Source organism: Microbacterium sp. NPDC056234 (assembly GCF_042267585.1).
Classification (GTDB): Bacteria; Actinomycetota; Actinomycetes; order Actinomycetales; family Microbacteriaceae; genus Microbacterium.
On record NZ_JBHJTE010000001.1, the window covers coordinates 284,091 to 308,295 of the forward strand.

General features: G+C 68.7%; 25 protein-coding genes. 7 read left to right on the forward strand and 18 right to left on the reverse strand.

The window, feature by feature from the left end; translation table 11 throughout:
- Positions 1–42: 42 nt before the first annotated feature.
- From ACFCYE_RS01370 to ACFCYE_RS01385, 4 genes are all read right to left on the reverse strand, one after another.
- A complete protein-coding gene (locus tag ACFCYE_RS01370) occupies positions 43–960 on the reverse strand; it encodes a 1-phosphofructokinase family hexose kinase (RefSeq protein WP_376175755.1) in 918 nt (305 codons plus the stop codon).
- Positions 957–1,907, reverse strand: coding sequence for an ROK family protein (locus tag ACFCYE_RS01375; protein WP_376175756.1), 951 nt, complete (start codon positions 1,905–1,907; stop codon positions 957–959). The genes ACFCYE_RS01370 and ACFCYE_RS01375 overlap by 4 nt, the downstream gene beginning before the upstream one ends.
- Positions 1,904–2,800 carry an SIS domain-containing protein gene (locus ACFCYE_RS01380; RefSeq protein ID WP_376175757.1) on the reverse strand — a complete coding sequence of 299 codons (897 nt, stop codon included), beginning with the start codon at positions 2,798–2,800 and terminating at the stop codon, positions 1,904–1,906. The genes ACFCYE_RS01375 and ACFCYE_RS01380 overlap by 4 nt, the downstream gene beginning before the upstream one ends.
- Positions 2,801–2,903: 103 nt before the next feature.
- Positions 2,904–3,893 (reverse strand): N-acetylglucosamine kinase, encoded by a 990-nt coding sequence (locus ACFCYE_RS01385; protein WP_376175758.1) that lies wholly within the window; start codon positions 3,891–3,893, stop codon positions 2,904–2,906.
- An 89-nt stretch (positions 3,894–3,982) separates the two neighbouring features.
- Between ACFCYE_RS01385 and ACFCYE_RS01390 the strand changes: the two genes are divergently transcribed.
- Genes ACFCYE_RS01390 through ACFCYE_RS01410 form a run of 5 tightly spaced genes read left to right on the forward strand, consistent with a single transcriptional unit; the run spans position 3,983 to position 9,041 of the window.
- Positions 3,983–4,915, forward strand: coding sequence for a MurR/RpiR family transcriptional regulator (locus tag ACFCYE_RS01390; RefSeq protein ID WP_376175759.1), 933 nt, complete (start codon positions 3,983–3,985; stop codon positions 4,913–4,915).
- The gene (locus tag ACFCYE_RS01395; protein ID WP_376175760.1) at positions 4,912–5,664 is read left to right on the forward strand and encodes a sugar isomerase domain-containing protein; all 753 of its coding nucleotides are present in this window, start codon (positions 4,912–4,914) and stop codon (positions 5,662–5,664) included. Before ACFCYE_RS01390 ends, ACFCYE_RS01395 begins: the two co-directional genes overlap by 4 nt.
- Positions 5,665–5,701: 37 nt before the next feature.
- Positions 5,702–7,120, forward strand: coding sequence for an N-acetylglucosamine/diacetylchitobiose ABC transporter substrate-binding protein (ngcE, locus tag ACFCYE_RS01400; RefSeq protein ID WP_376175761.1), 1,419 nt, complete (start codon positions 5,702–5,704; stop codon positions 7,118–7,120).
- Positions 7,117–8,142, forward strand: coding sequence for a carbohydrate ABC transporter permease (locus tag ACFCYE_RS01405; RefSeq protein WP_376175762.1), 1,026 nt, complete (start codon positions 7,117–7,119; stop codon positions 8,140–8,142). Before ngcE ends, ACFCYE_RS01405 begins: the two co-directional genes overlap by 4 nt.
- Positions 8,139–9,041: a carbohydrate ABC transporter permease gene (locus ACFCYE_RS01410; RefSeq protein ID WP_376175763.1), complete on the forward strand. Its 903-nt coding sequence runs from the start codon at positions 8,139–8,141 to the stop codon at positions 9,039–9,041. Before ACFCYE_RS01405 ends, ACFCYE_RS01410 begins: the two co-directional genes overlap by 4 nt.
- A 53-nt stretch (positions 9,042–9,094) precedes the next feature.
- Here ACFCYE_RS01410 and ACFCYE_RS01415 read toward each other — a convergent pair whose 3' ends face one another.
- From ACFCYE_RS01415 to ACFCYE_RS01430, 4 genes are all read right to left on the reverse strand, one after another.
- Complete coding sequence (locus ACFCYE_RS01415) at positions 9,095–9,664, reverse strand: dihydrofolate reductase family protein (protein ID WP_376175764.1); 570 nt, start codon at positions 9,662–9,664, stop codon at positions 9,095–9,097.
- Positions 9,664–10,155 (reverse strand): SRPBCC domain-containing protein, encoded by a 492-nt coding sequence (locus ACFCYE_RS01420; protein WP_376175765.1) that lies wholly within the window; start codon positions 10,153–10,155, stop codon positions 9,664–9,666. The genes ACFCYE_RS01415 and ACFCYE_RS01420 overlap by 1 nt, the downstream gene beginning before the upstream one ends.
- Complete coding sequence (locus tag ACFCYE_RS01425; RefSeq protein WP_376175766.1) at positions 10,148–10,486, reverse strand: ArsR/SmtB family transcription factor; 339 nt, start codon at positions 10,484–10,486, stop codon at positions 10,148–10,150. The genes ACFCYE_RS01420 and ACFCYE_RS01425 overlap by 8 nt, the downstream gene beginning before the upstream one ends.
- A gap of 107 nt (positions 10,487–10,593) precedes the next feature.
- Entirely contained in the window at positions 10,594–10,890 is a 297-nt protein-coding gene (locus ACFCYE_RS01430) for a chorismate mutase (protein WP_376175767.1), read from the reverse strand.
- Between the two features lie 51 nt (positions 10,891–10,941).
- Between ACFCYE_RS01430 and ACFCYE_RS01435 the strand changes: the two genes are divergently transcribed.
- On the forward strand, positions 10,942–12,153 hold the full coding sequence (locus tag ACFCYE_RS01435; RefSeq protein ID WP_376175768.1) for an AI-2E family transporter: 1,212 nt from the start codon (positions 10,942–10,944) through the stop codon (positions 12,151–12,153).
- Positions 12,154–12,224: 71 nt separating this feature from the next.
- Here ACFCYE_RS01435 and ACFCYE_RS01440 read toward each other — a convergent pair whose 3' ends face one another.
- The 8 genes from ACFCYE_RS01440 to ACFCYE_RS01475 all read right to left on the reverse strand — a co-directional run bounded on the left by ACFCYE_RS01440 (position 12,225) and on the right by ACFCYE_RS01475 (position 19,876).
- The gene (locus tag ACFCYE_RS01440) at positions 12,225–13,142 is read right to left on the reverse strand and encodes an ABC transporter substrate-binding protein (RefSeq protein WP_376175769.1); all 918 of its coding nucleotides are present in this window, start codon (positions 13,140–13,142) and stop codon (positions 12,225–12,227) included.
- Positions 13,143–13,167: 25 nt separating this feature from the next.
- Positions 13,168–13,890, reverse strand: a complete 723-nt coding sequence (locus ACFCYE_RS01445) for an ABC transporter permease (protein WP_376177113.1) — start codon at positions 13,888–13,890, stop codon at positions 13,168–13,170.
- Positions 13,887–14,570, reverse strand: coding sequence for an ABC transporter permease (locus tag ACFCYE_RS01450; RefSeq protein WP_376175770.1), 684 nt, complete (start codon positions 14,568–14,570; stop codon positions 13,887–13,889). Before ACFCYE_RS01450 ends, ACFCYE_RS01445 begins: the two co-directional genes overlap by 4 nt.
- A complete protein-coding gene (locus ACFCYE_RS01455; protein WP_376175771.1) occupies positions 14,567–15,388 on the reverse strand; it encodes an ABC transporter ATP-binding protein in 822 nt (273 codons plus the stop codon). Before ACFCYE_RS01455 ends, ACFCYE_RS01450 begins: the two co-directional genes overlap by 4 nt.
- Before the next feature lie 31 nt (positions 15,389–15,419).
- Positions 15,420–15,722, reverse strand: a complete 303-nt coding sequence (locus ACFCYE_RS01460) for a DUF427 domain-containing protein (protein WP_376175772.1) — start codon at positions 15,720–15,722, stop codon at positions 15,420–15,422.
- Positions 15,723–15,884: 162 nt separating this feature from the next.
- Positions 15,885–17,306: a dihydrolipoyl dehydrogenase family protein gene (locus tag ACFCYE_RS01465; RefSeq protein ID WP_376175773.1), complete on the reverse strand. Its 1,422-nt coding sequence runs from the start codon at positions 17,304–17,306 to the stop codon at positions 15,885–15,887.
- Between the two features lie 175 nt (positions 17,307–17,481).
- Positions 17,482–18,918, reverse strand: a complete 1,437-nt coding sequence (locus ACFCYE_RS01470) for an MFS transporter (protein ID WP_376175774.1) — start codon at positions 18,916–18,918, stop codon at positions 17,482–17,484.
- Between the two features lie 34 nt (positions 18,919–18,952).
- A complete protein-coding gene (locus ACFCYE_RS01475) occupies positions 18,953–19,876 on the reverse strand; it encodes a cyclase family protein (RefSeq protein WP_376175775.1) in 924 nt (307 codons plus the stop codon).
- A 95-nt stretch (positions 19,877–19,971) separates the two neighbouring features.
- Here ACFCYE_RS01475 and ACFCYE_RS01480 point away from each other — a divergent pair, with 95 nt between their 5' ends.
- Entirely contained in the window at positions 19,972–21,324 is a 1,353-nt protein-coding gene (locus ACFCYE_RS01480) for a DUF222 domain-containing protein (protein ID WP_376175776.1), read from the forward strand.
- Positions 21,325–21,761: 437 nt separating this feature from the next.
- On the opposite strand, the gene ACFCYE_RS01485 is transcribed toward ACFCYE_RS01480, so the two are convergent.
- A complete protein-coding gene (locus tag ACFCYE_RS01485; protein ID WP_376175777.1) occupies positions 21,762–22,862 on the reverse strand; it encodes a lactonase family protein in 1,101 nt (366 codons plus the stop codon).
- Positions 22,862–24,148, reverse strand: a complete 1,287-nt coding sequence (locus ACFCYE_RS01490) for an adenylosuccinate synthase (RefSeq protein ID WP_376175778.1) — start codon at positions 24,146–24,148, stop codon at positions 22,862–22,864. The genes ACFCYE_RS01485 and ACFCYE_RS01490 overlap by 1 nt, the downstream gene beginning before the upstream one ends.
- Positions 24,149–24,205: the final 57 nt, after the last annotated feature.

Below are 24,205 nucleotides of genomic sequence, written 5' to 3' on the forward strand. Positions count from 1 at the left end.
GAAACTGCTTCGTGCATGAGAGACCACCACGGGCGTGGGTTCTCATGGGGCGGAGAGTTTCTCGACGATGAGGGCGTTCTTGAGTTCGCGCCACCGCGGCGAGATCTCCCCCGCCAGGGGCATGAGCACGGCAGCGGCGGACCACGCGGCGGCCCGTCGCAGGATGGTCTCGGTGTCGCGGATCCCGGCATCCAGCAGGCAGGCTGCGGCCGCGACGGCGGCATCGCCGGCACCGGTGGGGTTGCCCGCCAGCGGCTCTGGCAGTCGAGCGCGCAGCTGATCCGCGGCGGTGAGCGCGCACAGCCCGTCGGCCCCGAGCGAGAGCAGCACGAGCCCGGCTCCACGGCGCAGCAGCTCGCGAGCGCCGGCCACCGGGTCGGCGATCCCCGTGGCCTCGACGAGTTCTGCGCGATTCGGCTTGAGGACGGCGACCCCGGCATCCGCTGCGGCGAGCAGCCCCGGCCCCGAGGTGTCGACGACCACGTCGATGCCGGAACCGAGCGCGATGAGTTCGGGAAGCAGCGCCGTCGGCGCGCCAGGCGGAAGACTGCCGGCGATCACCAGGACGGACGCCGCGGCCACCTCCTCGCGGCAGGCGGCGACCACGCGCTCCCATTCGTCCCCCGACGGGTTCGACCCTCGCTCGTTGACGATGGTGGTGTCGCCGAGCGCACGATCCACCCACGCCGCACTGCGACGCGTGGGGGCCGCGACCTGGATCAGGCGGTGCGGCACACCGCCCGCCTCGAGATCAGCGCGCAGCTCGTCGCCGGTCGCTCCGCCGACGGTCGCGACTGCTCGGGCATCGGCACCCGCAGCATGCGCGACCCGCGCGACATTGAGTCCTTTGCCCCCGGCGCGCACGGCACCGGCGTCCGCCCGGTGCGTTCCGCCGATCTCGATCCGGTCGACGATCCAGGTGACGTCGACCGCGGGGTTCGGCGTGACGGTGAGGATCATGCGAGCTCCCTTGCCCGCAGTGCAGCCCCGATCAGGCCCGCATCGCCCTGCAGCTGCGCGGGGATCAGTTCCGGGATGCGGTGGAAGCTCAGCCGTTCGGCCAGCCGACGGCGGAGTTCGTCGAACAGGGCACCGCCGGCTCGCGACAGCCCTCCGCCGATCACGATCGCATCCGGTGCGAGGACGGCGGTGAGCTGCGCCAGCGAGAGCGTGAGCGCCTGGAGCGCCTCCTCCCAGATGCGCGCCGCCACCCGATCCCCCGCGCGACCGCGCGCGATCACGTCGCGCGCGCCGTTCGGTTCCGAGCCCGTCTCGTCGGCGTAACGCCGGGCGATCGCTCCGGCCGAAGCCACGGCTTCGAGGCATCCGCGCGCGCCGCAGGCACACATCGGTCCGTCGCCGATCGGCGAGTGCCCGATCTCTCCGGCGAACCCGCCGGCGGTGTAGGGGCGCCCGTCCACGAGGATGGCTCCCGCGATCCCCGTGCCGATGATGAGCACGACGACGTTCGCGTGTCCACGAGCACCGCCGAGCCGGTGCTCGGCCCAGCTGGCCGTGCGCACATCGTGATCGAAGGCCACCGGGAGCTCGAATCGCGCCTGTGCGAGCGCGCGCAGCGGCGCATCCCGCCAGCCCAGATTGCTCGCGAAGACGCCGACCCCGGCATCCGCATCGACGATGCCCGGAACCACGAAGCCGAGGGCCTCCGGCACGACGAGCGGATGCCGGGATCGCAGATCATCAGCCAGCACGCCGAGCTCATGGATCAGCGTGCCGGCCGTGTCCTCGCCGGAGTGCGGGGTCGGCGTCCGGCGCAGGTCGAGGGCCGTGCCGTCCGCGTCGAACAGCGCCGACTTGATGTCGGTGCCGCCCACGTCGAAAGCGAGCACGGGGGCACCGGCCCCGATCGAGGCGGGGCCGGCGGCGGAGATCTCGGAGGTGCTCACGCGTCCAGGATGACGGAACGGGTGAGGTTTCGGGGCTGATCGGGATCCAGGCCCTTGCCGATCGCACGCTCGAGCGCGACATAGTGCAGTCGGGCGAGGTCGGCCATCGGGTCGACATCGTGCTGGACGAACCGTCCGCCCGTCGCCTGCACCTGCTCGGCGAGCCCCTCCGGCGCCGCGCCGAACTGCCAGGTGATCCGGCCGGGGGCCGCGATCGCGATCGGGCCGTGGCGGTAGTCCATCGACGGGTACGCCTCGGTCCAGCTCTGCGACGACTCGCGCAGCTTGAGCGCGGCCTCGTGCGCGAGACCGATGGTCCAGCCGCGACCGAGGAACGTGTACTGCTCCGCGGCGGTGAGCGCGGCATCCGGCTTCGCGGAGAGGGCCGCCCTGGCGTCGGCGACGGCGGACGTGAGGTCCTCTCCCAGTGACGCACGGAACAGGGCGAGAGCCGTCGTGGCGAAGCGGGTCTGCACGACCGACTGCTCGTCCGCGAACGGCAGCAGCACGGCGTCGTCGACGAGATCCACCAGCGGAGACGCCGGGTCCCCGATCACGCCGATCACCGGCACACGACCCTTGACGCGCTCGGTCAGCTCGAGCACCTCCGTCGTCGTACCAGAGCGCGTGAGCGCGACGATCGCGTCGTACCCGCGGTCGACGAAGGCCTCGGATGCCGCGAAGGCGTCGCTCTCGCCGTGCCCGGCGGTCTCGCGGAGCGCGGCATACGACTGCGCGATGAACCAGCTGGTTCCGCAGCCGACGACGGCGATGCGGGCGCCGCGCTCGGGGAGTCGACCCTGCTCCGCGCGCATGCCCGCCGCGCGGGCCCACATCTCAGGCTGCGAGAGGAGTTCTTCGCGCATGTGCGCACCGGGCAGCGATTCGGTCATCGAGGAACTCCTTGAGATAAAGATGCGTAGTTGTGATTGTTTCTACTGAATTAGATCATAGAGTAGCGTCACCGGCTCAGAGGAGAGCACCATGATCGGATCGTCAACGCACGTGCGCGACCGCCGCAGTGAGTCCGTCGAGCATCTGCGTCGTGACGGGACGGCCGACGGCACGCACGGCGAGCAGCCCCGCGCCGACCGCGCCGTCCGGGACCGCCCGCACGTCGAGGCCCTCGGCGGCATCCCCGAGACGGCCCAGGAAGGCGTCGCGCACCGCGCTGGGACGCGACAGCACTCCCCCTCCGACGACCAGCGGGCCCGGCTCCGTCAGCACGGCGGCCAGCGAGCCGGCGAGGTGCTCGCCCGCTCGGCGCAGGATGCCGGCGGCGACCGGATCGTCGGCCGACTGGAACGCGAGCGGAGCGAACGTCGCGAGCTCGATGGGCGGCAGTCCGTAGAGCAGCGCGACCAGTTGCTCGAGCGCCCGCGGGCGCCCCGCACCGCGGGTCGTCGCCGGCGCTATGCCGAGCCGATACAGCAGACCGCCCGTCAGCGCGGTCGCCCGCCCGGCGCCGTCGAGGTCTCGGATCGCCGCCTTCGCGACGCGCTGTCCGATCCAGAAACCGCTGCCGCGGTCCCCGAGCAGCCAGCCGAGGCCATCGGAGGTCGCCTCGATCCGGCCGTCGGCGACACGGATCGCGCAGGCGCCGGTCCCCGAGACCACCGCGTACCCGAAGCCGGCCGCCGTCCCGCTGAAATACGTCGCCAGCAGGTCGGACTCGAACCGGACCTCACCTGCGAAACCGGCCGTCCGCAGCAGCGCCAGCAGGAGCTCGGCTCCCTCGCCGGATGCGGGCTGCCCGGCCAGAGCAGCGGCGATCACGGACACGTCGCCCAGGGGGCGCCCTGCCGACGCCGTCGCCGATCGCACAGCATCGACCACCGCAGCCGCGGCGCCTTCCGCCCCCGCCGAGATCGGGTTGCCTCGCCCGGCGACGCCGTAGCCGAGGCACCGGCCGTCCGGCGTCGTGAGCACGGCTCGCGTGCCGGTGCCGCCCCCGTCCACCCCGATCGCCAGCATGTCGTGACCCATATGTTATGCGTCCTAACTTGACCTTGGTCCGCGGTGAGAATAGTTTTCACCCCAACGGGAACTACCAACGGCGAGTTCTGGAGGCAATGGTGCCACGCAGTTTGGATGCCGACAACGGCGCGATCATCGGACGCATCTCGGCGCGCCGTCAGGCCATGCCCGTCGCGCTCTCGAGAATCGCCGACCTCGTCATCTCGCAGCCGACCGCGCCGGTGGATCTGACGATCACCGAACTCGCCGAACGCGCCGGCAGTTCGCCCGCGAGCGTCACGCGCTTCTGCCGCTCGCTCGGCTTCGACGGCTACACGCAGTTCCGCGTCGCGATCGCGACCGAGCTGGGGCGCGGCAGCGCCGAGCAGACCTGGCACACCGACATCGGCGCCGAGTTCGAACCCACCGACTCGCCGGAGAAGATCCTGCGCACGCTCTTGAAGGCGCACGTACGAGGACTCGAGACCACGGCAGAAGGCATCGACCTGGATGCCGTCGGCCACGCTGCGCGCGCCATCACGACCAGCAGGCACGTCGACATCTACGGTCTCGGCGGCAGCGCGGGGATCGCCGAGGAGTTCCAGCGCAGACTGCACCGGATCGGGATCAACTCGCACGCCTGGTCGGATGTGCACGACGGTCTAGCCAGCGCGGTCCTGCAGGATGAGACCTCCGTCGCGATCGGCGTGTCCAGCACCGGCCAGACCGATGAGACGGTGCAGATGCTCGACCAGGCCGGCACCTCAGGAGCGTTCACGGTCGCGATCACGCACGACGATGAGAGTTGGATCGCCGACGTCGCCGCGGTGTCGATCACGACGGCGGCGCCGGTCGGCTACCTGCGACCGGATGACATGTCGGTCAAGCACGCGCAACTGTTCGTCATCGATCTGCTCTACCTCTTCATCGCCCAGCAGATGTTCGACCCTGCCGCGAAGCGACTCGCGGCGACGGCCATGGCGGTCTCGGGCCACCGCCGACCCCGCCAGCCGAAGCCGCGGCCCACCGCAGCCCAGGAGGTGACCGGATGACCGCCACGCCGTCCGATCTGTTCCGCGAGGCGCACGAGCGCCTCGCCCGTCTCACCGCGGACGCGGAGGCCGGCGCATTCGATGCGGCGGTCGACCTGCTGGTCGCGTGCGTCGATGCCGGCGGTGTCATCCACGCCTTCGGAACGGGGCATTCCGAGGCGTTCGCGATGGAGATCTCCGGGCGGGCGGGCGGTCTGATCCCGACCGATCGCTTCGCACTGCGCGATCTCGTGCTCTACGGCGATCGCGACGTCGAAGTGCTCACCGGATCGCTGGAACGCGAACCGTGGGTGGTGGACGAACTCATGGCGACGGTCCACGTCGGCGAGCACGACGTCTTCATGATCGCCTCGAACTCGGGCGTGAACGGATCGATCGTGGGCGCGGCGCTGTGGGCGAAAGAGCGCGGGCACAGCGTCATTGCCGTGACCAGCCTCGAGCACACCGCTCGCGTGCAGCCGAAGCATCCCTCGGGCAAGCGCCTGAGCGAGATCGCGGACGTCGTCATCGACAACCTCGCCCCGTACGGCGACACAACGCTCGAAGTCGCCGGCGGCATCGGCGTCGGCGCCGTCTCGTCGATCACCGCTGCATACATCGCGCAACTGCTCACGCTCGGCGTCGCACGCAGCATCACCGATCGCGGCGAGACCCCTCCGATGTACATCTCCGCCAACATCCCCGGCGGCGATGAGCACAATTCCGTCCTCGAGGACCGCTACCGCGGACGCATCCGACGCGGCGCCTGAATCCACCCGACCAGAACCACCAACGAAAGGTAAGAAGATGGAACTCACCGAATCCTCCATCAGCCGCCGCACCCTGCTGCGCGGCGCGGCAGCGACGGCGCTGCTGCTGCCGTTTGGCATGTCTCTCGCATCCTGCGCCGCACCCGGCGGCGGAGGCGGCGGCGCCGGCCCTGTGGGCGAAGTCACGGCCGACAACCCGTTCGGCGTCGCAGCGAACACGACGGTCGACGCGGTCATCTTCGATGGCGGCTACGGCGTCGACTACGTCGAGAACGCGGCCGAGATCATGGCCGGCAACAAGGGCCTGGACGGCGTCACCGCCAAGGTCTCGGCCTCCACCAAGATCGCGCAGGAGCTGCAGCCGCGCTTCGTCGGCGGCAACCCGCCGGACCTGGTCGACAACTCCGGCGCGAACTCGATCGGCTGGAACACGATCCTCGACCAGCTCGAGGACCTCAGCGACGTGCTCGAGGCGAACAACCTCGAGGGCGAGAAGATCGCCGACACCCTGTTCGACGGCGTCAAGGCCCCCGGCACCTTCGGCGACAAGTTCGCGGCGCTCAACTACGTGTTCACCACCTACGGGGTCTGGTACTCCGGCAGCCTGTTCGAGGAGAACGGGTGGGAGCCGCCGCAGACCTGGCAGGACCTGAAGGCGCTCGGCGAGGCGGCCAAAGCGAAGGGCAAGTACCTGTTCCTGTGGGGCAAGGAAGCGGCGACCTACTACCAGACGTTCGTCGTCGACTCGGCGGTCATCCAGTCCGGTGACGACGTGCGCCTTCCGCTGGAGAACCTGGAGGAAGGATGCTGGTCGCACCCAACCCTGCAGTCCATCCTGACGATCCTGCACGACCTCATCGCGTCCGGCTACGTCAAGCCGGGCGGTGGCGGAACGCAGTTCACCCAGGCGCAGTCGCAGTGGAGCCTCGATCAGGAGGCGCTGCTGTACCCGTCCGGCTCGTGGATCGAGAACGAGATGAAGAAGACGACGGCGGAGAACTTCCAGATGAAGGGCGTGCGCGAGATGCCCCTGGACGGCAACGCCACGACGCCGGCCGGCTTCATGCGGGCCGAGGCCGGCGAGCCGTTCATCGTGCCGTCCAAGGCGAAGAACGTCGCCGGCGGCAAGGAGCTGCTGCGCACGATGCTCTCGAAGGAGGCGGCGTCGGCGTTCTCGAAGGAGAAGCTCGCGCCGACCGTCGTCAAGGACATCGTCCCCGAGGACGGCTTCGGCTCGACCGCGCTCGTCTCGCAGGTCGAGATGATCGCGGCCGCAGGAACGGGCATGTTCACGATCAAGTCGTTCAACCTGTACGGCATGAACTCCGACCAGCTGCCGATCTGGAACTCGTTCCTGGACGGCAAGATGACGGTCGCGGAGATCACGTCGCAGCTGCAGGCGCTGACCGACAAGATCCGCGAGGACAGCTCCATCGAGAAGATCGAGATCAAATGAGCCTCAGCGCTCCCCCTCTCGACGCGGCCCCGGACACCAGGGCCGTCGTCACCACCCGCACGGGACGCCGCAAGGCGCCCCGTGCGGGGCTGCGCCGCAAGATGACGTTCGACTACGTCTCTTTCCTGCTGGTCTTCCTCGGCGTACCGGTCGCGATCTTCCTGGTGTTCGTGATCTCGCCGTTCATCCAGGCCGTGTACTACGCGATGACGAACTGGACAGGCTTCTCGCCGAACATGGACTTCGTCGGCGTCGACAACTTCGTCCGGCTCTTCCAGGACCCCACGTTCCTGCAGGCGATGGGCAACAACCTCCTGCTGGCGATCGTCGTCCCGCTGATCACGATCGTGATCGCCCTGATCTTCGCGAGCATGATCACCATCGGCGGCCCGAGCCACGGTCAGGTGCGTGGGCTCCGAGGTTCGAGCTTCTACCGGGTGGTGTCGTTCTTCCCGTACGTCATCCCCGCGATCGTGATCGCGATCCTGTGGAACATGATCTACACGCCCAGCGGTCTGCTGAACGGCCTGCTCGGCATCGTCGGGATCGACACGAACGGCTTCGCATGGCTGGGAGACGAGCGCACCGCGATGGGCGCGACGATCTTCGTCATCGTCTGGAGCATGGTCGGCTTCTACATGGTGCTGTTCATCGCCGCGATCAAGGGCATCCCCGGGGAGACCCTCGAGGCCGCGCGCATCGACGGCGCCGGCAGATTCCGCACCGTCACGTCGATCCTTCTCCCCCAGATCCGCGACAACGTCCAGACGGCCTACATCTATCTCGGCATCCTGGCGCTGGACGCCTTCGTGTACATGGCGGGCCTCAACTCCACGGGCGGTCCGGGCAACAGCACCCTCGTGATGAGCCAGTACCTGTTCCGCACCGCGTTCGAGAAGGGGCAGTTCGGCCTCGCCAGCGCCATGGGCGTGGTGCTCGCCGTGCTCACCCTGCTGTTCGCCGCCCTCGTGATCGGGATATTCCGCCTCATCGGCGGCAAGGACGAAGGAGGACGCGCATGAGCCTGACCACGCGCGCCGCGGTCACGATCGACCCGAAGGCGAAAGTGCGACCGACCGCCACGAAGTCCACCGCGAGCGACAAGGCCGTCGGCGGTGCATCCCACGTCATCCTCGCCCTGTGGTCGCTCGTCGTCATCCTGCCGATGCTGTGGACCTTCATCGGATCCTTCAAGACCACGAAGGAGATCTTCGCCTCGCCGTTCGGTCTGCCGGCGAACTGGAACTTCGACAACTACATCAACGCGTGGGTGGGCAACAACTTCGGCGGCATGTTCATCAACACCGTCATCGTCGTCGGCGTCTCGCTCGTGCTGGTGATGGTTCTCGGCGCGATGTGCGCCTACGTGCTGGCACGGTTCTCGGTGCCGGGCAGCCGGGTCATCTACTACCTGATGCTCGCAGGGCTGACCTTCCCGGTCTTCCTGGCGATCGTCCCGTTGTTCTTCATCCTGCAGGGGATGGGCCTGCTGAACACCCTGCCCGGTCTGATCATCACGTACGTCGCGTTCGCGCTGCCGTTCACGGTGTTCTTCCTGTTCTCGTTCTTCAAGTCGCTGCCCTACGAGATCCAGGAAGCCGCGTACGTCGACGGGGCGAGTGAGTGGCGCACGTTCTTCCAGGTGATGCTGCCGATGGCGAAGCCCGGAATGGCGGCTGTGGCGATCATGAACTTCCTGGGGCTGTGGAACCAGTTCCTGCTGCCGATCTCGTTGAACACGGACCGGAGCAAGTACGTCCTCTCCCAGGGCATGGCCTCCTACGCCTCATCAGCGGGCTACGCGCTCGACTTCGGCGAGATGTTCGCAGCCGTGATCATCACGATCGTGCCGGTGCTGATCGTGTACATCCTCTTCCAGCGCCAGCTGCAGGGGTCGGTGTCGCAGGGCACGTCGAAATAACCCCGCGAGGATGGTCCCGGAACGCGCTCGGTGTTCCGGGACCTTCCGCATGCTCAGTCCGAAGCCGACACCCGGTAGGTCACCCCGACGTGACCGCTCGGATGCGAGACGACGCGGACGAGCTCGAGGCGCCGCTGCCCCAGTGCCGTCGGCGAGAACGAGCGCCCATCGCCGATGAGCACCGGTACGACGCGCAGACGCAGCTCATCGACCAGCCCGGCCGCGAACAGCGCGTCGGTGAGAGTGAGACTGCCCCATACGATGATCCGCTCGTACCGGCGCTTGAGCTCGGCGATCGTGCCGGCGGCATCGCCCGAGAGGATCCCGATCGAACCGTCGCCCCATGGTGCCTCGGTCAGAGTGTTCGAGAGAACGAACTTCGGCAGTCGGTTGATCGACTCGGCGACGACTTCGAGGTCGGGATCGGCTTCGGGCCAGTACCCCGCGAACATCCGGTAGGTGTTCGCGCCGAGCAGGATCGCGTCGACACCGCGGAGGAACTTGAGCTGGTCGTCATCGTTCGCGTTGCCGACGTCGGCAGCATCCATGAACCGGATGCCGCCGTCCGGCTCGGCGGCGTACCCGTCGGCCGTCACGATCTGCTCGACGGTGAGGATGCCCATCAGAGCGCCTCGGAATCGGGCCGATCGTCCGCATCGATGCGCTCCTCGAGGATGTCGAAGGCGGAGTCCCAGCCGTCGTACACGTTCTCGTCGCCTGGCGCGCCGTCGATGCCCTGCAGATGGAAGGTCATCCGCGTCTCGTCGCCGTCGTCGCCGTGCTCCGCCAGATCGACGGTGATGACGGGGGCCGAATCGTCGGGGTCCTCTGGCGACCCCCAGGTGAAGACGAGCCGCTCCGGCGGCGTGATCTCCCGGTACACCCCGGCGGTCGGATACTCCGTTCCGTCCGGGGCGATCATCGTATAGCGGTATCGCCCACCGGGCCGTGCGTCGATCTCGACGCTCTCGCGCGGTGTGATCACGCCGCGCGGATGCCACCAGAAGGCGACCTCCTCCGGGTCGATCCACGCGCGCCACACGAGTTCGCGGGGCGCGGCGAAGACGCGGGTGATCGTGAACTGCTTCTCGCTCGTCGCCGTCTGCTCAGGCATCGGTCGTCCCTTTCAGCTCTCGGAGCCGCTCATCGAGCACATCGAATCGCGCGTTCCACTCGGCGCGGTGCCGCTCGACCCAGGTCACCGCCTCGTCGAGGGGCTCCGTGCGGAGCGTGCACCGTCGCCACTGAGCGTCGACGGTGCGTTCGACGAGACCGGCGCGCTCGAGCACCTTGAGGTGCTGCGAGATCGCGGGGCGGCTCATCGCGAACGGCGCAGCCAGCTCTCCGACGGTCGTCGAGCCGATGCTGAGGCGCGAGATCATCGCGCGTCTGGTCGGATCGGCGAGGGCCTGGAAGACGAGGCTGAGTTCGTCCGTTGCATCCATATAAGCGATTCCTTAATTAGTGAATGGCTTAACCATGCGCGCAAAGAAGAGCGCTGTCAACCCCTCCCTGCACGCATCGCGTCTTGCCGGAGCGGGTCCGACGCTCGTCAGCGACCCTCGGCCGCCTCGGTGTGATGGCGGATGACCTCGGCCACCACGAAGTTGAACCACTTCTCGGCGAACTCGGGGTCGAGGTGGGCTTCTTCGGCGAGAGCGCGCAGTCTCGAGACCTGCTGCTCCTCGCGGGAGGGGTCCGAGGCGGGCATGGCATGCTGGGCCTTCAGCAACCCGACCTGCTGTGTCGCGCGGAACCGCTCGGCGAGCATGAAGATGAGAGCGGCGTCGACGTTGTCGATGCTCGCTCGCAGGCGCAGCAGTTCGTTCCGGGCGGCGTCATCGGTCATATCCCCACGATATCGCCCTGCTCCGGACGGGCCGACCTCTAGAGTGAACGCATGAGCACCGAGGACCCCACGCCCCCCGCATCCGATTCGGATGCCGCCGACTCTCCGCCGGCCAAGCGCGCATCCAGCCGGACACGCAGTCGCTCCGAGTCGACCTCCGCGCCCGAAGTCACGCCGAAGCCGGTGGTGGAGCCGGTTCCGTCGAGTCGGTCGTTCTGGACGCGCATCGATCACCCGTTCGTCCTCGGTTTCCTCATCACTCTCGGCGGCCTCGCCGCCTTCGCCCTCGGACTCGCGCTGACCAGCCTGTCCACCATCCTCATCTACATCGCCCTGGCGATGTTCGCAGCCCTGGGACTCGACCCCGCTGTGCGATTCCTCGAGCGGCACCGGTTCCCCCGTCCCTGGGCACTGGTGACCGTCCTCGTCTCACTCATCGTGCTGCTGGGGCTCATCATCTGGGCGATCGTGCCGGTCCTGGTGCAGCAGATCGCGAGCTTCGTCAAAGACGCTCCCGGCATGATCGAGGACTTCCAGCAGAGCGATCTGTACATCACGCTGAGCGGCCAGTTCGGCACGAATATCGACGACCTCATCGGTGAGGTCACGTCGTTCTTCAGTGATCCGGGCAACCTGGCCGCGATCGGCGGAGGCGCCCTGAAGGTGGGCGCCTCGATCGCGAACGGCGTCTCGGGCGCGATCATCGTGCTCGTGCTGATCATCTACTTCGTCGCCACGCTGTCGACGATCAAGCGGGCGATGCTGCGGCTCATCCCCGCCCGCGACCGAGCCAACACCGAGATCATCACGGACCAGATCACCGACTCCGTCGGCGGCTACATCATGGGCATGGTCCTGCTGGCGTTCTTCAACTCGCTCCTGGTCCTGCTCCTGTACACGCTGCTCGGTCTGCCATTCCCCCTGCTGCTCGCCGTCACGGCGTTCCTCGTAACGCTGATCCCGCTCGTCGGTCCCGTGCTCTTCTGGATCATCGGCAGCGTGGTCGCCCTGTTCACGGACCCGATCCTGGCCCTCATCTTCGCGGTCGTCTACGTGATCTACATGCAGGTCGAGGCGTACTTCCTCACTCCGAAGGTGATGAACCGGGCCGTCTCGGTACCCGGCTCGCTCGTCGTGATCGGCGCGCTGATCGGCGGAACGCTGCTCGGACTGCTGGGCGCCCTGGTGGCGGTCCCCGTCACCGCATCCATCCTGATCATCATCCGGCAGGTGTGGGTTCCGCGTCAGGACGCCCGGATCTGACGCGCCACGCGTAACGCGACGATGCCCCGGAAGCCGATCGGCTTCCGGGGCGTCGTCCGTTCGGACCGGACTCAGCTCAGGCCGGCGTCCTTCAGCCACTGCGCCGCGATGTCGTCGGGAGACATCTGCTCCTCGGTGCTCTGCACGCCGAGGGCGACGAGGTCGTCCGCACCGAGCTCTGCACTGACGGCGTTGATGACGTCGGCGATCTCGTCCGCGACATCGGCCGATGCGATCGGCACGACGTTCGACGCGAGGATCAGGTTCTCCGGGTCCTCCAGTGCGACGATCTCCTCGGTCTGGAACGCCGGAGCCGCGGTGTAGATGTCCGCGACCTGGATCTCACCCGCCAGCAGCGACTCGAGGGTCGTCTCACCGGTGGCCGAGAACTGCAGGTCGACGCCGTAGACCTCCTTGGCGCCCGCGGGTCCGTACGGCCGCTGCTCCAATTCCGGCGCGCCACCGAGCGTCACGGGCGTGGTGACCTTCGCGAGGTCGGCGATCGTGGTGAGGCCGTTCGCCTCGGCGAACTCCTTCGTGACGGTGTACGTGTCCTGGTCGCTCGCCTCGGCGTAGTCCAGAGCGGTGAGCTCCTCGGGCAGCGCCTCCTGCAGTGCGGCGTAGACGTCCTCGGGGCTCGTCGCCGTCGCCTCGGGGTCGTAGAACTCGAGCAGGTTGCCGGTGTACTCAGGGAAGAGGTCGACGGAGCCGGACTCGAGTTCGGGGATGTAGGCGTCGCGCTGACCGATGTTGAACTTCTTCTCGACCGTGAAGCCTTCGGCCTCGAGCGCCTGAGCGTAGATCTCGGCGACGATCTCGTTGGAGTAGTAGGCCTGCGAACCGATGACGATCGTGTCGCCGCCGGAGCCTGCGCCCTCGTCGGCCGGTTCTTCGAGTGGGTTGCTGTTCGAACATCCGGCCAGGACGAGCGACGCGGCAAGCGCCGTCGCGCCGACGAGCGCGATGCGGGACTTTCGTGCGGTGAACATGGTGTTCCTCTCTTGGTGGTCTGGTTCAGGCTGTGGCGGATGCCGTGGCGCGCGCCCGGCGCCCGGCTCGGCGGGTCTGCTGGACGCGGATGCCGGTGGGCACCGCCGCGTGCTGTGCGAGTGCCATCAGCAGGTCGGCGATGAGGGCGAGGAGGGCGACGAGGATCGCACCGCCGAGCACCTGGTCGAACCGCTGCAGCGGGATCCCCTGGATGATGGGCCAGCCGAGTCCTCCGAGGTTGACGTAGGCGGCGATGGTGACCGTGGCGATGACCTGGAGCAGCGCTGCACGGAATCCGGCCACGAGCAGGGGCAGGCCGAGCGGGACCTCGACCTTCCAGAACACCTGCCAGGCGGTCATCCCCATGGCACGTGCCGCGTCGATCGTCCGTCGGTCGATCGCTTCGAGACCGGTGTAGGCACCGGCGAGCAGCGACGGAATCGCGAGCACGACGAACGTGATGACCGCCGCCTCCGGAACGCGCAGCACGCCCAGCAGCAGGACGAGCAGGATCATCAGGCCGAAGGATGGGATCGCGCGCGCGGCGCCCGAGATCGCGACGGCGATCTCACGGCCGCGGCCGGTGTGGCCGATGAGCCAGCCGGCCGGGACGGCGATCGCGGCCGCGATGAGAACGGAGACGATCGTGTAGTACAGATGCTGACCGAGCAGGGTCGGCAGGGCGTACGGACCTTCGAGCCGCTCAGGGGAGAACAGCCAGGCCATGGCTTCTGCGAAGAGGTTCATGCGGCGGACCTCATCGGCATCGCGACGCGTCGCGTCGACGTCACTGCGGCGGCGCGCGTCCACGGCATCATCATCCGGCCGATCAGCACCAGGAGCAGATCGATGATCAGTGCGATCAGCACGACGGCGAGGATGCCGGCGAACACCTCGGCGATGATGCGACGCTGCAGCCCGTTGGTGAAGAGGTAGCCGAGGTTCTCGACGCCGATCAGGATCCCGACGGTCGCGAGCGAGATCGTGCTGACCGCCGTGACCCGGAGCCCCGCCAGGATGACAGGGCCCGCGAGCGGGATGTCGACTGTCCAGAACCGACGCGCTCCGCCGAAGCCCACGGCGGTGGCCGACTGACGAACCGCGGGATCGACCGAGTCGAGCCCGTCGGCGACCGAGCGCACCAGGATCGCCACCGCGTAGATCGTCAGCGCGACGATGAGGTTCGACGGACTGGTCGCCGAGTAGCCGAGCGATGCCGGCAGCAGGATCAGCAGCGCCAGCGAGGGGATCGTGTACAGCAGCCCGGTGAGGACGATGACCGGCCCGCGGACGAGCCGGTACCGCCACGCGACCCACCCCAGGGGCAACGACAGCACGAGTCCGAGCACGATCGGGATGATGCTCTGACGCAGGTGCTCGACGCTCAGCGCGAGGATGAGATCGAGGTTGTCGAGGACCCAGGTCATACGCCGTCCTCGATCAGCGCACCCTGCGTCCGACCCTCCGAATCGACGACGACGGTGCCGTGCGGTGTCTGCTTGAGGCGCAGCGCGCGCCGCCCCCGCTCGGCACCGATGAACGCGGAGACGAAGTCGTCCGCCGGGTTCTCGATGATCTCGCTGGGTGTCCCGACCTGGACGATTCGGGCACCCTTGTCGAGGATGACGACCTGGTCGCCGAGCAGGAACGCCTCGTCGATGTCGTGCGTGACGAACACGACGGTCTTGTCGAGCTCCTGCTGCAGACGGATCAGCTCCTGCTGCAGGTCGGCTCGAACGATCGGGTCGACCGCGCCGAACGGCTCGTCCATGAGCAGGATGTTGGGGTCGGCTGCCAGTCCCCTGGCGACGCCGACGCGCTGCTGCTGACCGCCCGAGAGCTGGCTCGGGTAGCGATCGGCGAGCGCGCGATCCAGACCGACGGTGTCGAGCAGCGCGAGCGCGCGCTCACGGGCCGGCTTCTTGGCAACCCCGGTCAGACGCAGCACGGTGGCGACGTTGTCGATCACCGTGAAGTGCGGCATCAGCCCGGAGTTCTGCATGACGTAGCCGATGCGGCGGCGCAGCGCCACGGGATCGCCGTCGAGAACGCTGTCCCCGTCGATCTCGACGTCACCGGACGTGGGCTCCACCATGCGGTTGATCATGCGCAGCAGCGTGGTCTTGCCGCACCCCGACGATCCGACGAAGACCGTGGTCTTGCGGGAGGGCAGCACGAGGCTGAAGTCCTCGACGGCGAGGGTGCCGTCGGGAAAGCGCTTGGACACGGAACGGAACTCGATCATGCGGTGTTGTCTCCGGTCATTGGGGAAGAGGCTACGGTGCGACCTCGACGTCGGGGGCGAACGCGACGTAGCCGGAGAAATCCCGCCCGACCCGGTCGAACGCCGACGGGTAGGGGTGCGGATACGCCCAGGCGCGGTCGACGTGCACATCGTCGCCCACGCGCACCGAGTAGTACTGGCACTCGCCCTTCCACGGGCACGTGTACGGCGTCGGGCTCTCGACCAGGACGTCGGGTGCGATGGATACTGGCGGGAAGTACCAGTTCCCCTCGATGCGGATGAGGTCGCCTTCGTCGGCCTCGGCGATGGTGGTTCCTGCGAGTACAGCCTTCATTTCTGTTCTCCTCGGATCAGATTCTGAGCGTAGGGTAAGCCGCCGACACCCGGGGGTCGGGCTTCTCGGCGCGTCACGACTGGGGCCATCGCGCGACCGTCCTCTCGTGTTCCTCTATGCCTTCGGAGCGGATGCGGAATCGGATGGTCCGCATCGCGCGCGTCACGCGGACCGGCGACCGTATTGCTCCAGCAGCCGCAGCCAGATCTCGCTGACGGTCGGATACGCGGGGACCGCGTGCCACAGTCGAGAGATCGGGACCTCACCGGCGACCGCGATGGTCGCGGCGTGCAGCAGTTCGGCGACGTCCGGCCCGGTGAACGTGACGCCGAGGATCACGTCGCGCTCGGCATCCACCACCATGCGGGCCTGCCCGCGGTAGCCATCCTGATACAGGCTCGCGCCGGCGACCCCGCCGAGGTCGTAGTCGACCACCTCGGTCTCGAACCCTGCATCGCGCGCCTCCGCCGCGGTCAGGCCCACGGCTGCGACCTCGGGGTCGGAGAAGACGACCTGCGGCACCGCTCGGTGATCGGCGGTCGCCACGTGCCGCCCCCAGGCGTCGTCGCGCACATCCTCGCTCTGTGCGCGGGCAGCGATGACATCGCCCGCCGCGCGCGCCTGATACTTGCCCTGGTGGGTGAGCAGCACCCGCCCGTTCACGTCTCCGACGGCGTAGAGCCAATCGTTTCCAGGTACGCGCAGGGTGTCGTCGACGTCGACGTAGCGGCCGGGCTCCAGGCCGACCGTCTCCAGTCCGATGTCGCCGCTGCGGGGGCGACGGCCGGTGGCGACGAGGACCTCGGCGGCGGTGACCTTCTCACCGTCGCCGAGCGTGATCGTGACGCCGCTCTCATCGCGTGCGACGCGCTCCGTCGCCGTGCCGGTGCGCACGTCGACGCCGAGATCGCGCAGCCCCGCAGCGACCTGTTCGCCCGCGAACGGCTCGAGCGACCCGAGGATCTCGCCGCGCGCGATCACGGTCACGTGCGAACCGAGCGAGGCGTAGGCGGTCGCCATCTCGACGGCGACGACGCCACCGCCGATGACCGCGAGGGAGGCGGGCACCTCCTGCGCACTCGTCGCCTCGCGGCTCGTCCACGGCTGCGCCTGCGCGAGTCCTGGGATGCCGGGGATCACGGCATCCGTTCCGGTACTGATGGCGACGGCGTGACGCGCGCGCAGCACGCGCGTGCCGCCGTCGGCGTTCGTGACGGTGACCTCGCGCTCGCCGGTGATCCGGCCGTGACCGCGGGCGAGGTCGATGCCGGCCTCGTCGAGCCACGCGACCTGCCCGGCATCCGACCAGTCACTGGTGAACGAGTTGCGCCGGGCGAGGACGGCCGCGGCATCCAGCGTCCCCGTCACGGCCTCGGCCGCACCGGCGACGCGCTGGGCCGCACGCAGCGCCTGACCCGAACGCAGCAGCGCCTTCGACGGCATGCACGCCCAGTAGGAGCATTCGCCGCCGACCAGTTCGCTCTCCACGATGACGGCGGTGAGCCCGCCTTGCACCGCTCTGTCCGCCACGTTCTCGCCGACGGGACCCGCCCCGATCACGATGAGGTCGTACTCGTCTGTCATCTGCTGCACCCTCCACAGTCTTGTCGATGTGCAACGCCGAGTCACGGGGTTTGTTCCGGAAGTGCTCGATCCGTAAGGATCTGACCGAACCGGCTACGGGACGAGCTCGACCTCGGCACGTCGTCTTCGCTGTTCGATGGCGGCATGCGCGGCCGCAGCATCGCCGAGCGGATACTCATCGACCGACGGCACCGTTCGCCCCTCTGCCGTAGCGGTCATCGACCGCAGATACCGGTGCATCCGCGGTCGCCGGCTTCACCCTCGGGGCGAGCACCGCGGCGGCGACAGCCAGCCCGCCTGCCACGACGAAGACCGCGGCGAACGGGTCGAGGACGGCCGCGACGGACGTGAACACGGTTCCCGTGACCGCGAGCGACAGCGCACTTCCAAACGAGTCCGCCACGGTCATCGCGGAGCTGTTGAAACCCTGCGTCTGCGGTGTCGACATGGCCAACGTCAGAGCGCTGGTCCTGGGGCTCATCAGCCCCATCCCGAGTCCCGCCACGACCCAGGCGACGGCGATCACGGCGGCAGGCAGATCGAGGGCCGCGATCGCGAGCACCAGGGCGATGCCGACGAGCACGAAGATCGTCCCGGCGCGGATCGCCGTCACGCTGGACAGGCGCGCACCCCAGCGGCCCTGCGCGGTGGCGGCGGCCGACCACGCCAGCGCACCACCGGTGAGGGCGAGCCCGGCGAGTGTCGGGGTGAGGGCGTACCGATCCGTCAGCAGGTACGGCAGGTACACCTGGGCACCGAAGAACGCAGCGGCGGCGAGCCCTCGAACGAGGATCACCGAGGGCAGTCCACGGCGTGCCCGCAGCGTGCCTCGGGGGACGAGCGGGCGCACGGCGATCAGCGCGACGACCGTGGCGACGACGGCGAGCAGCGGTCCCGCGCCGGGGATGTCGCCGAGCAGGTTCAGCCCCAGCACCGCGAGTGCGGCGAGCACCGACCAGCCCAGGCGTCCGATCGCCCAGGGGGTGGTCGGGTCGCCGCCGCGGGACAGTCCGCGCAGCGCCGGGACCACCATCACCAGCGCGACGACGACGAGGATGACGACGCCGAGGAAGACCCACGGCCACCCCCAGAGCTCTGCCACCACACCCGCAATAGTCGGTCCCACCAGCGACGGGATCACCCAGGCCGCAGCGAAACCGGCGAAGATGGCCGGGTGCAGATCCTGCGGATACACGCGGGCGACGACGACGTAGAGCGCCACCATAAGGGCCCCGCTTCCGAGCCCCTGCGCGAATCGTCCGGCGACGAGGATCTCCATGGTCGGTGCGAGCCCGGCGATGAGAAGGCCGATGACGAAGACGATCACAGCCGCGTACAGCGCAGCCACGGGTCCTCGGCGATCCGACCAGTTGCCGGCGATCACCATACCGATGACGCCGGTCGCCAGCGGTCCGGCGAATGCCAGCGCGTACAGGCGCTCGCCGTCGAGATCGGCGCTGACGGCGGGCATCACGGTCGTGACGGCCAGGGATTCGAAGGCTCCGAGGAAGACGAGCGCGCAGGCGCCGATCGTGATCCACAGGTATGCACCGCTCAGGATGCCCGGCGAAGCGCCTGCTGTCGTCGGCGTCGCGTCTGTTCTCGTTGTCATGATGAGGACGCTAGGACCTCAACATAACTTGAGGTCAAGCGACGGGCACCTTGGCGAACGCTCGGACGGGGAACGTCCCGAAATTCTCCACCTTGGGCGGCACCACGGTGACGGATGCCCCGCTCGGCGGCAGGTCCCCCAGGTTCGTCAGGTGCTCCACCACATGGATGCCGGATGCCAGGAACACCGAGTGCGCCGGTCGTTGACCCGCGGCATCCGATGACATGTCGTCGATGTTCACCGAATCGATCCCCACGAGCGTCACGTCCTGCTCGGCGAGATACCGGACGCCCTCCTCGTCGAGGAACGGGGCATCCGACGCGTACTCCTCGGTGCCGAAGAGCCGGTCATGGCCGGTGTGCAGCAGCACCGCCTTGCCGCGGACGTCGCGATCGTAGAAGACCGAGGCCGGGATTCCGCGAGTGCGCGCATCCTCGAGGTGGAACACCTCGACGGGCAGATCGACGAGGGTCTCCAGGGCGAGCGCCGCGAGATCCGCGCCGCCCTCGTAGCGATGGAACGCGGTGTCGAGGTAGGTGCCGGTGTTCCCGGGAAGCGAGATGGTGTCCATGACGAAGCTGGTGCCTGGCGCGTACCGGCTCTCGGCCTCCTCCCGAGTGAGCACGGGGCTGATCTCGGGAGCCGGGATGCCTGGCAGCGTCACGAGTCCTGCTCGGATCGTGTGACTGAGATCGACGAGGCGGAAGCCGACGGGGGCCTGCGCATCGGTCCGTGCCGGGATGCCGCGGCTGCCTCGGTGCTTCTCCTCGACGATCTGCAGCCGGCTCAAGCGGACCTCCCCCACCAGCGCGAGACCCAGATGCTGCACGAGCATTCGCGCGACGTCCGCCTCCGTGACATCGCGATCCGGAAGGTCGAGGCGGAATCCCTCCGTGCTCAGTCCGCCGCCGTTGACGAAGGAGATCTCGGCGTCGAACACCGCTCGATAGTCGCTCACGTCGTCACGCTAGCAGTGGACGAGACACCCGTTTCATCGAAAATATCTTCCGAACATCTCTTCTATTCTCCGAGCTGTTTTGATAGTCTGAGGGTATGTCGACGACGACCCATCTGGATGCTCTGCACGAGGCGGTTTCCCGCCTCGATGGGGTGTGGGCGGATGCTGGGCATGCGGGGGATCTCGACCGGGCGGGGCTGGTCACGGCGAACGACGCTCTCGGGAGACTGCATCGGGTCGTGGACGGGCTGGAGGCGGAGGTCGCCGCCCGGATCGCGTACGAGTCGCGCCGTGAGCTCGGCGCGGAGTCATTGGCGAAGGAGCAGGGGTTCCGCAATGCCGCCCAGTTCGTGGCTACCGTGACCGGCCGTTCGGCGGGGGACGCGTCGCGGCTGGTGAAAGTCGGGGAGGCCACGGCACCGCGCAGCGATCTGCTCGGGGCCCCTTTGCCGGCGAAGTACCCCGCCGTGCAGGCGGCGTTGACCGCGGGCCGGATCGGGACGCCCGCGGCAGGCTTGATCATCGACCTGCTGGACCGGGTCCGGCTGAAGATCGACACCGACCGGCTGGGTCAAGCCGAAGCGCTGCTGGCCCGCAAGGCGGCGGAGTTGTCGCTCAACGAAGTTCGCACGCTCACCACCCGTGCAGAGGCTTTCCTGGATCCGGACGGTGTCGCCCCGCGGGAAGAAGCCGCCCGGGCGCAGAACTCCCTGGTCATGTACGAGCGCGACGGACGACTGCACCTCGACGGCGACGTCGACGTCGCCACCGGAGCACCCATCAAGGCCGCCCTGGAGGGGTACGTCACCGCCGTGTTCGCCGCCCGCGCCAACACGCTCGACCCCGACGCCCCGGACGCCGACCGCCGCACCGTCGCGCAGATCCAGGCCGACGGACTCGCCGAACTGTGCGCGCACGGCCTCGGCTGCGACAACAACGCCCCCGCCCTCGCCGGAGCGACCGTCATCGTCCGGGTAGCGCTCGATGACCTCACCACCGGCACCGGATACGCCACCATCGACGGAATCGATCAGCCCATCTGCATCGGCACCGTGAGGCGGATGGCCGCCTCCGGCGGTGTCATCCCCGCCGTCCTCGGCACCGACAGCGAACCCCTCGACTGGGGACGCGAGAAACGCCTCTTCACCCGCACCCAACGCCTCGCCCTCGTCGAACGAGACGGCGGATGCGCCATGTGCACCCTCCCACCCTCCATGACCCGCGCCCACCACATCAACTGGTGGCACCGCGACCACGGCACCACCGACCTCAACAACGGTGTGCTGCTCTGCGAAAACTGCCACCACCGCATCCACGACAACGGATGGGACATCCGCACCACCGGCACCGGCGCGGCCGCCCGCGTCTGGTTCATCCCACCCCCACACGTCGACCCCACCCGCACCCCACGCCTCGGCGGCACCGCCCGCTACACCCTCGCCGCCTGACCACACACCGCGAGCGCGGCCGCGACGACGGGGAGGCTCTGCCGCGGGGACTCACGTCATCGCGCTGGCGGGGGCGAGGCCACGCACTGGCCGGGGCGAGGCCGCGCACTGGCCGGACTGGAGTCATCGCGCTGTCGGAAGCTCGGTTCATCGCTCCGGCGGGAGCTGGGCCACGCACCGGCGGGAGTCGGGCCACGCACCGGTGGGGACATAGCCACGCACCGATGGGGACTCGAGTCATCGCACCGGCGGGAAGGTCGGCCACGCACCGGCGGGAGTCGGGCCACGCACCGACAGGCACACGGCCACGCCAGTGACGCCGCGACCCGTCAACGCGCACGGTGGAACGACTGATCAACGTCCGAAGCGAGACCAGTGACGCCGCCCAACTGCGCACCAGCCGGCGAGACCACGATTCCCGCCCGGGACGAAACGCGTCAGCGCACCGGAAGGATGTGGGTCGGCGCCGGGGCCTGCGCGGTGTGGCGGATGCCCAGGGGTACGCCGGTGCGCTCATCGAGATCGAGCAGTGCGACGGTGTCGGAGCGCTGACCCGCCACGAGCAGCTTGCCCTCGAAGACGAGATGGTGACGCGGCCAGTCGACACCGGAGTCGGCCAGCGCGATGGACTCGAGGCGATCGCCGGCACCGTGCACGCGGAGGGCGGCGATCGTGTTGCTGCCCCGCAGCGCCGTGTACAGCACGTGACCGTCGCGGCTGCGGGCGAGCTCGGCGGGAAAATCCGTGCCGACCTCAGCGGCAGGGCTCGCGAGAATCGCGGACACGATGACCCATCGGCCGTCCGGGCCCGCCGCGAGCGTGAAGACCTCGCAGGAGTACTCGGTCACGATGTGCAGGTGACCGCTCGGGTGCACGACCATGTGGCGCGGCCCCGTCCCCTGTGGCAGCACGACCTCGTGATCCACGATGAGCCCGGTGACTCCGGGTCGCCAGAAGCGCACGAGGTCGAAACCGAGGTCGGTCGTCGCCACGCGGCCGTCCGGCAGGAATGCGGCCGCATGCGCGTGGGACGCCCGCGGGTCCGCTCCGACCGGGGTCCCGTACGGGTCGGACGCCGCCGACCCGACGCCCGTGCGGGGGGCCGATCCGGCGTCGCCGAAGAGAGCCGCGCGCAGCGCGGCGGCCTTGTCCACGGCATCCGGAACCGGACGACCATCGGCGTCGAGACCGATCCGCACGACCTTGCCGTCGCCGTAGCACGAGGCGATCAGGTACTGCCCGCTCGGTGCGACAGCCAGGTGGCAGACGTACTCGCCCACCGGAACGCGCTCGCCCAGCGGCGTGAGCGCCGACTCTCCGGTGCGGACGAACGCCTGCACCGCGGCATCCCCCTCCAGCGCCGCATAGACGACATCGAGCCGAGGATGCGGAGCCAGCCACGACGGCGACGGCGCCTGGGCGACCGCACCCCGATAGGCGAGCGCAGTCGCCGAGTGCGCATCTCCGGCGAGGAGGCCGATGCCGTCCGCCGAACCCTCCATGGCGGGGCCGTAGCCGCCGACCCAGAACCGGGTCATCAGTCGAGCAGGTCGTGGCGCACGATGACCTGGTCGCGCTCAGGGCCGACGCCGATCACCGAGATGCGGGTGTTGCTCATCGCTTCGAGCGCGAGGACGTAGTCCTGTGCGTTCTGCGGCAGATCAGCGAAGCTGCGCGCCTTCGAGATGTCCTCGGTCCATCCGGGGAAGTACTCCAGGATCGGCTTCGCGTGGTGGAAGTCGGTCTGGTTCACCGGCACATCGTCGAAACGGACGCCGTCGACGTCGTACGCCACGCACACCGGGATCTTCTCCAGTCCGGTGAGGATGTCGAGCTTGGTGAGCACGAGGTCCGTGATGCCGTTGATACGGGTGGCGTAGCGCGTGATGGGCGCGTCGTACCAGCCCACGCGGCGGGGGCGACCGGTGGTCGTGCCGAACTCGAAGCCCTGCTTGCGCAGCCATTCGCCCTGCTCGTCGAACAGCTCGGTCGGGAACGGACCGGAGCCGACGCGCGTCGTGTACGCCTTGACGATGCCGACGATGCGGTCGAGCGCGCCGGGGCCGACGCCGGATCCCGTCGACGCGCCGCCGGCGGTCGCGGAGGAAGACGTGACGAACGGGTAGGTGCCGTGGTCGACGTCGAGCATCGTGGCCTGGCCGCCCTCGAAGACGACGACCTCGCCGCGTCCGAGCGCCTCGTCGATGAGGTGGCCGGTGTCGGCGACCATCGGCCGCAGTCGCTCGGCGTACGAGAGCAGGTCGACGACGATCTCATCGGCGGTGATCGCCCGGCGGTTGAAGATCTTCACCAGCAGGTGGTTCTTCGCATCGAGCGCGCCCTCGACCTTCTGACGCAGGATGTTCTCGTCGAACAGGTCCTGCACGCGGATGCCGACGCGGTTGATCTTGTCGGCGTACGCCGGTCCGATGCCCCGGCCGGTCGTGCCGATCTGACGCTTGCCGAGGAAGCGCTCGGTGACCTTGTCGAGCGTGCGGTGGTACTGCGTGATGATGTGCGCGTTCGCGCTCACGCGCAGGCGCGACACGTCGATGCCTCGGGCGGACAACGCCTCGAGCTCGCTGAAGAGCACTTCGAGGTCGATCACGACGCCGTTGCCGATCACCGGGTTCACACCGGGGGACAGGATGCCGGAGGGCAGGAGGTGAAGCGCATACTTCTCGTCGCCGACGACAACCGTGTGCCCGGCGTTGTTGCCGCCGTTGAACTTCACGACCCAGTCGGTGCGCTCACCGAGCAGGTCGGTGGCCTTGCCCTTGCCTTCATCGCCCCACTGGACGCCGACGATAACGATTCCTGGCATGGGTGAACCCCCTTGCTTTCGCCGGGTTTGCACCGGCCGATGAGCTGGCCCGCTTCG

Bases quoted from the DNA above. Each gene is read 5' to 3' on its own strand.
- ACFCYE_RS01370 (WP_376175755.1), bottom strand. From the start codon at position 960: ATGATCCTCACCGTCACGCCGAACCCCGCGGTCGACGTCACCTGGATC.
- ACFCYE_RS01380 (WP_376175757.1), bottom strand. From the start codon at position 2,800: ATGACCGAATCGCTGCCCGGTGCGCACATGCGCGAAGAACTCCTCTCG.
- ACFCYE_RS01385 (WP_376175758.1), bottom strand. From the start codon at position 3,893: ATGGGTCACGACATGCTGGCGATCGGGGTGGACGGGGGCGGCACCGGC.
- ACFCYE_RS01395 (WP_376175760.1), top strand. From the start codon at position 4,912: ATGACCGCCACGCCGTCCGATCTGTTCCGCGAGGCGCACGAGCGCCTC.
- ngcE (WP_376175761.1), top strand. From the start codon at position 5,702: ATGGAACTCACCGAATCCTCCATCAGCCGCCGCACCCTGCTGCGCGGC.
- ACFCYE_RS01405 (WP_376175762.1), top strand. From the start codon at position 7,117: ATGAGCCTCAGCGCTCCCCCTCTCGACGCGGCCCCGGACACCAGGGCC.
- ACFCYE_RS01410 (WP_376175763.1), top strand. From the start codon at position 8,139: ATGAGCCTGACCACGCGCGCCGCGGTCACGATCGACCCGAAGGCGAAA.
- ACFCYE_RS01415 (WP_376175764.1), bottom strand. From the start codon at position 9,664: ATGGGCATCCTCACCGTCGAGCAGATCGTGACGGCCGACGGGTACGCC.
- ACFCYE_RS01420 (WP_376175765.1), bottom strand. From the start codon at position 10,155: ATGCCTGAGCAGACGGCGACGAGCGAGAAGCAGTTCACGATCACCCGC.
- ACFCYE_RS01425 (WP_376175766.1), bottom strand. From the start codon at position 10,486: ATGGATGCAACGGACGAACTCAGCCTCGTCTTCCAGGCCCTCGCCGAT.
- ACFCYE_RS01430 (WP_376175767.1), bottom strand. From the start codon at position 10,890: ATGACCGATGACGCCGCCCGGAACGAACTGCTGCGCCTGCGAGCGAGC.
- ACFCYE_RS01435 (WP_376175768.1), top strand. From the start codon at position 10,942: ATGAGCACCGAGGACCCCACGCCCCCCGCATCCGATTCGGATGCCGCC.
- ACFCYE_RS01440 (WP_376175769.1), bottom strand. From the start codon at position 13,142: ATGTTCACCGCACGAAAGTCCCGCATCGCGCTCGTCGGCGCGACGGCG.
- ACFCYE_RS01445 (WP_376177113.1), bottom strand. From the start codon at position 13,890: ATGAACCTCTTCGCAGAAGCCATGGCCTGGCTGTTCTCCCCTGAGCGG.
- ACFCYE_RS01450 (WP_376175770.1), bottom strand. From the start codon at position 14,570: ATGACCTGGGTCCTCGACAACCTCGATCTCATCCTCGCGCTGAGCGTC.
- ACFCYE_RS01455 (WP_376175771.1), bottom strand. From the start codon at position 15,388: ATGATCGAGTTCCGTTCCGTGTCCAAGCGCTTTCCCGACGGCACCCTC.
- ACFCYE_RS01460 (WP_376175772.1), bottom strand. From the start codon at position 15,722: ATGAAGGCTGTACTCGCAGGAACCACCATCGCCGAGGCCGACGAAGGC.
- ACFCYE_RS01465 (WP_376175773.1), bottom strand. From the start codon at position 17,306: ATGACAGACGAGTACGACCTCATCGTGATCGGGGCGGGTCCCGTCGGC.
- ACFCYE_RS01470 (WP_376175774.1), bottom strand. From the start codon at position 18,918: ATGACAACGAGAACAGACGCGACGCCGACGACAGCAGGCGCTTCGCCG.
- ACFCYE_RS01480 (WP_376175776.1), top strand. From the start codon at position 19,972: ATGTCGACGACGACCCATCTGGATGCTCTGCACGAGGCGGTTTCCCGC.
- ACFCYE_RS01485 (WP_376175777.1), bottom strand. From the start codon at position 22,862: ATGACCCGGTTCTGGGTCGGCGGCTACGGCCCCGCCATGGAGGGTTCG.
- ACFCYE_RS01490 (WP_376175778.1), bottom strand. From the start codon at position 24,148: ATGCCAGGAATCGTTATCGTCGGCGTCCAGTGGGGCGATGAAGGCAAG.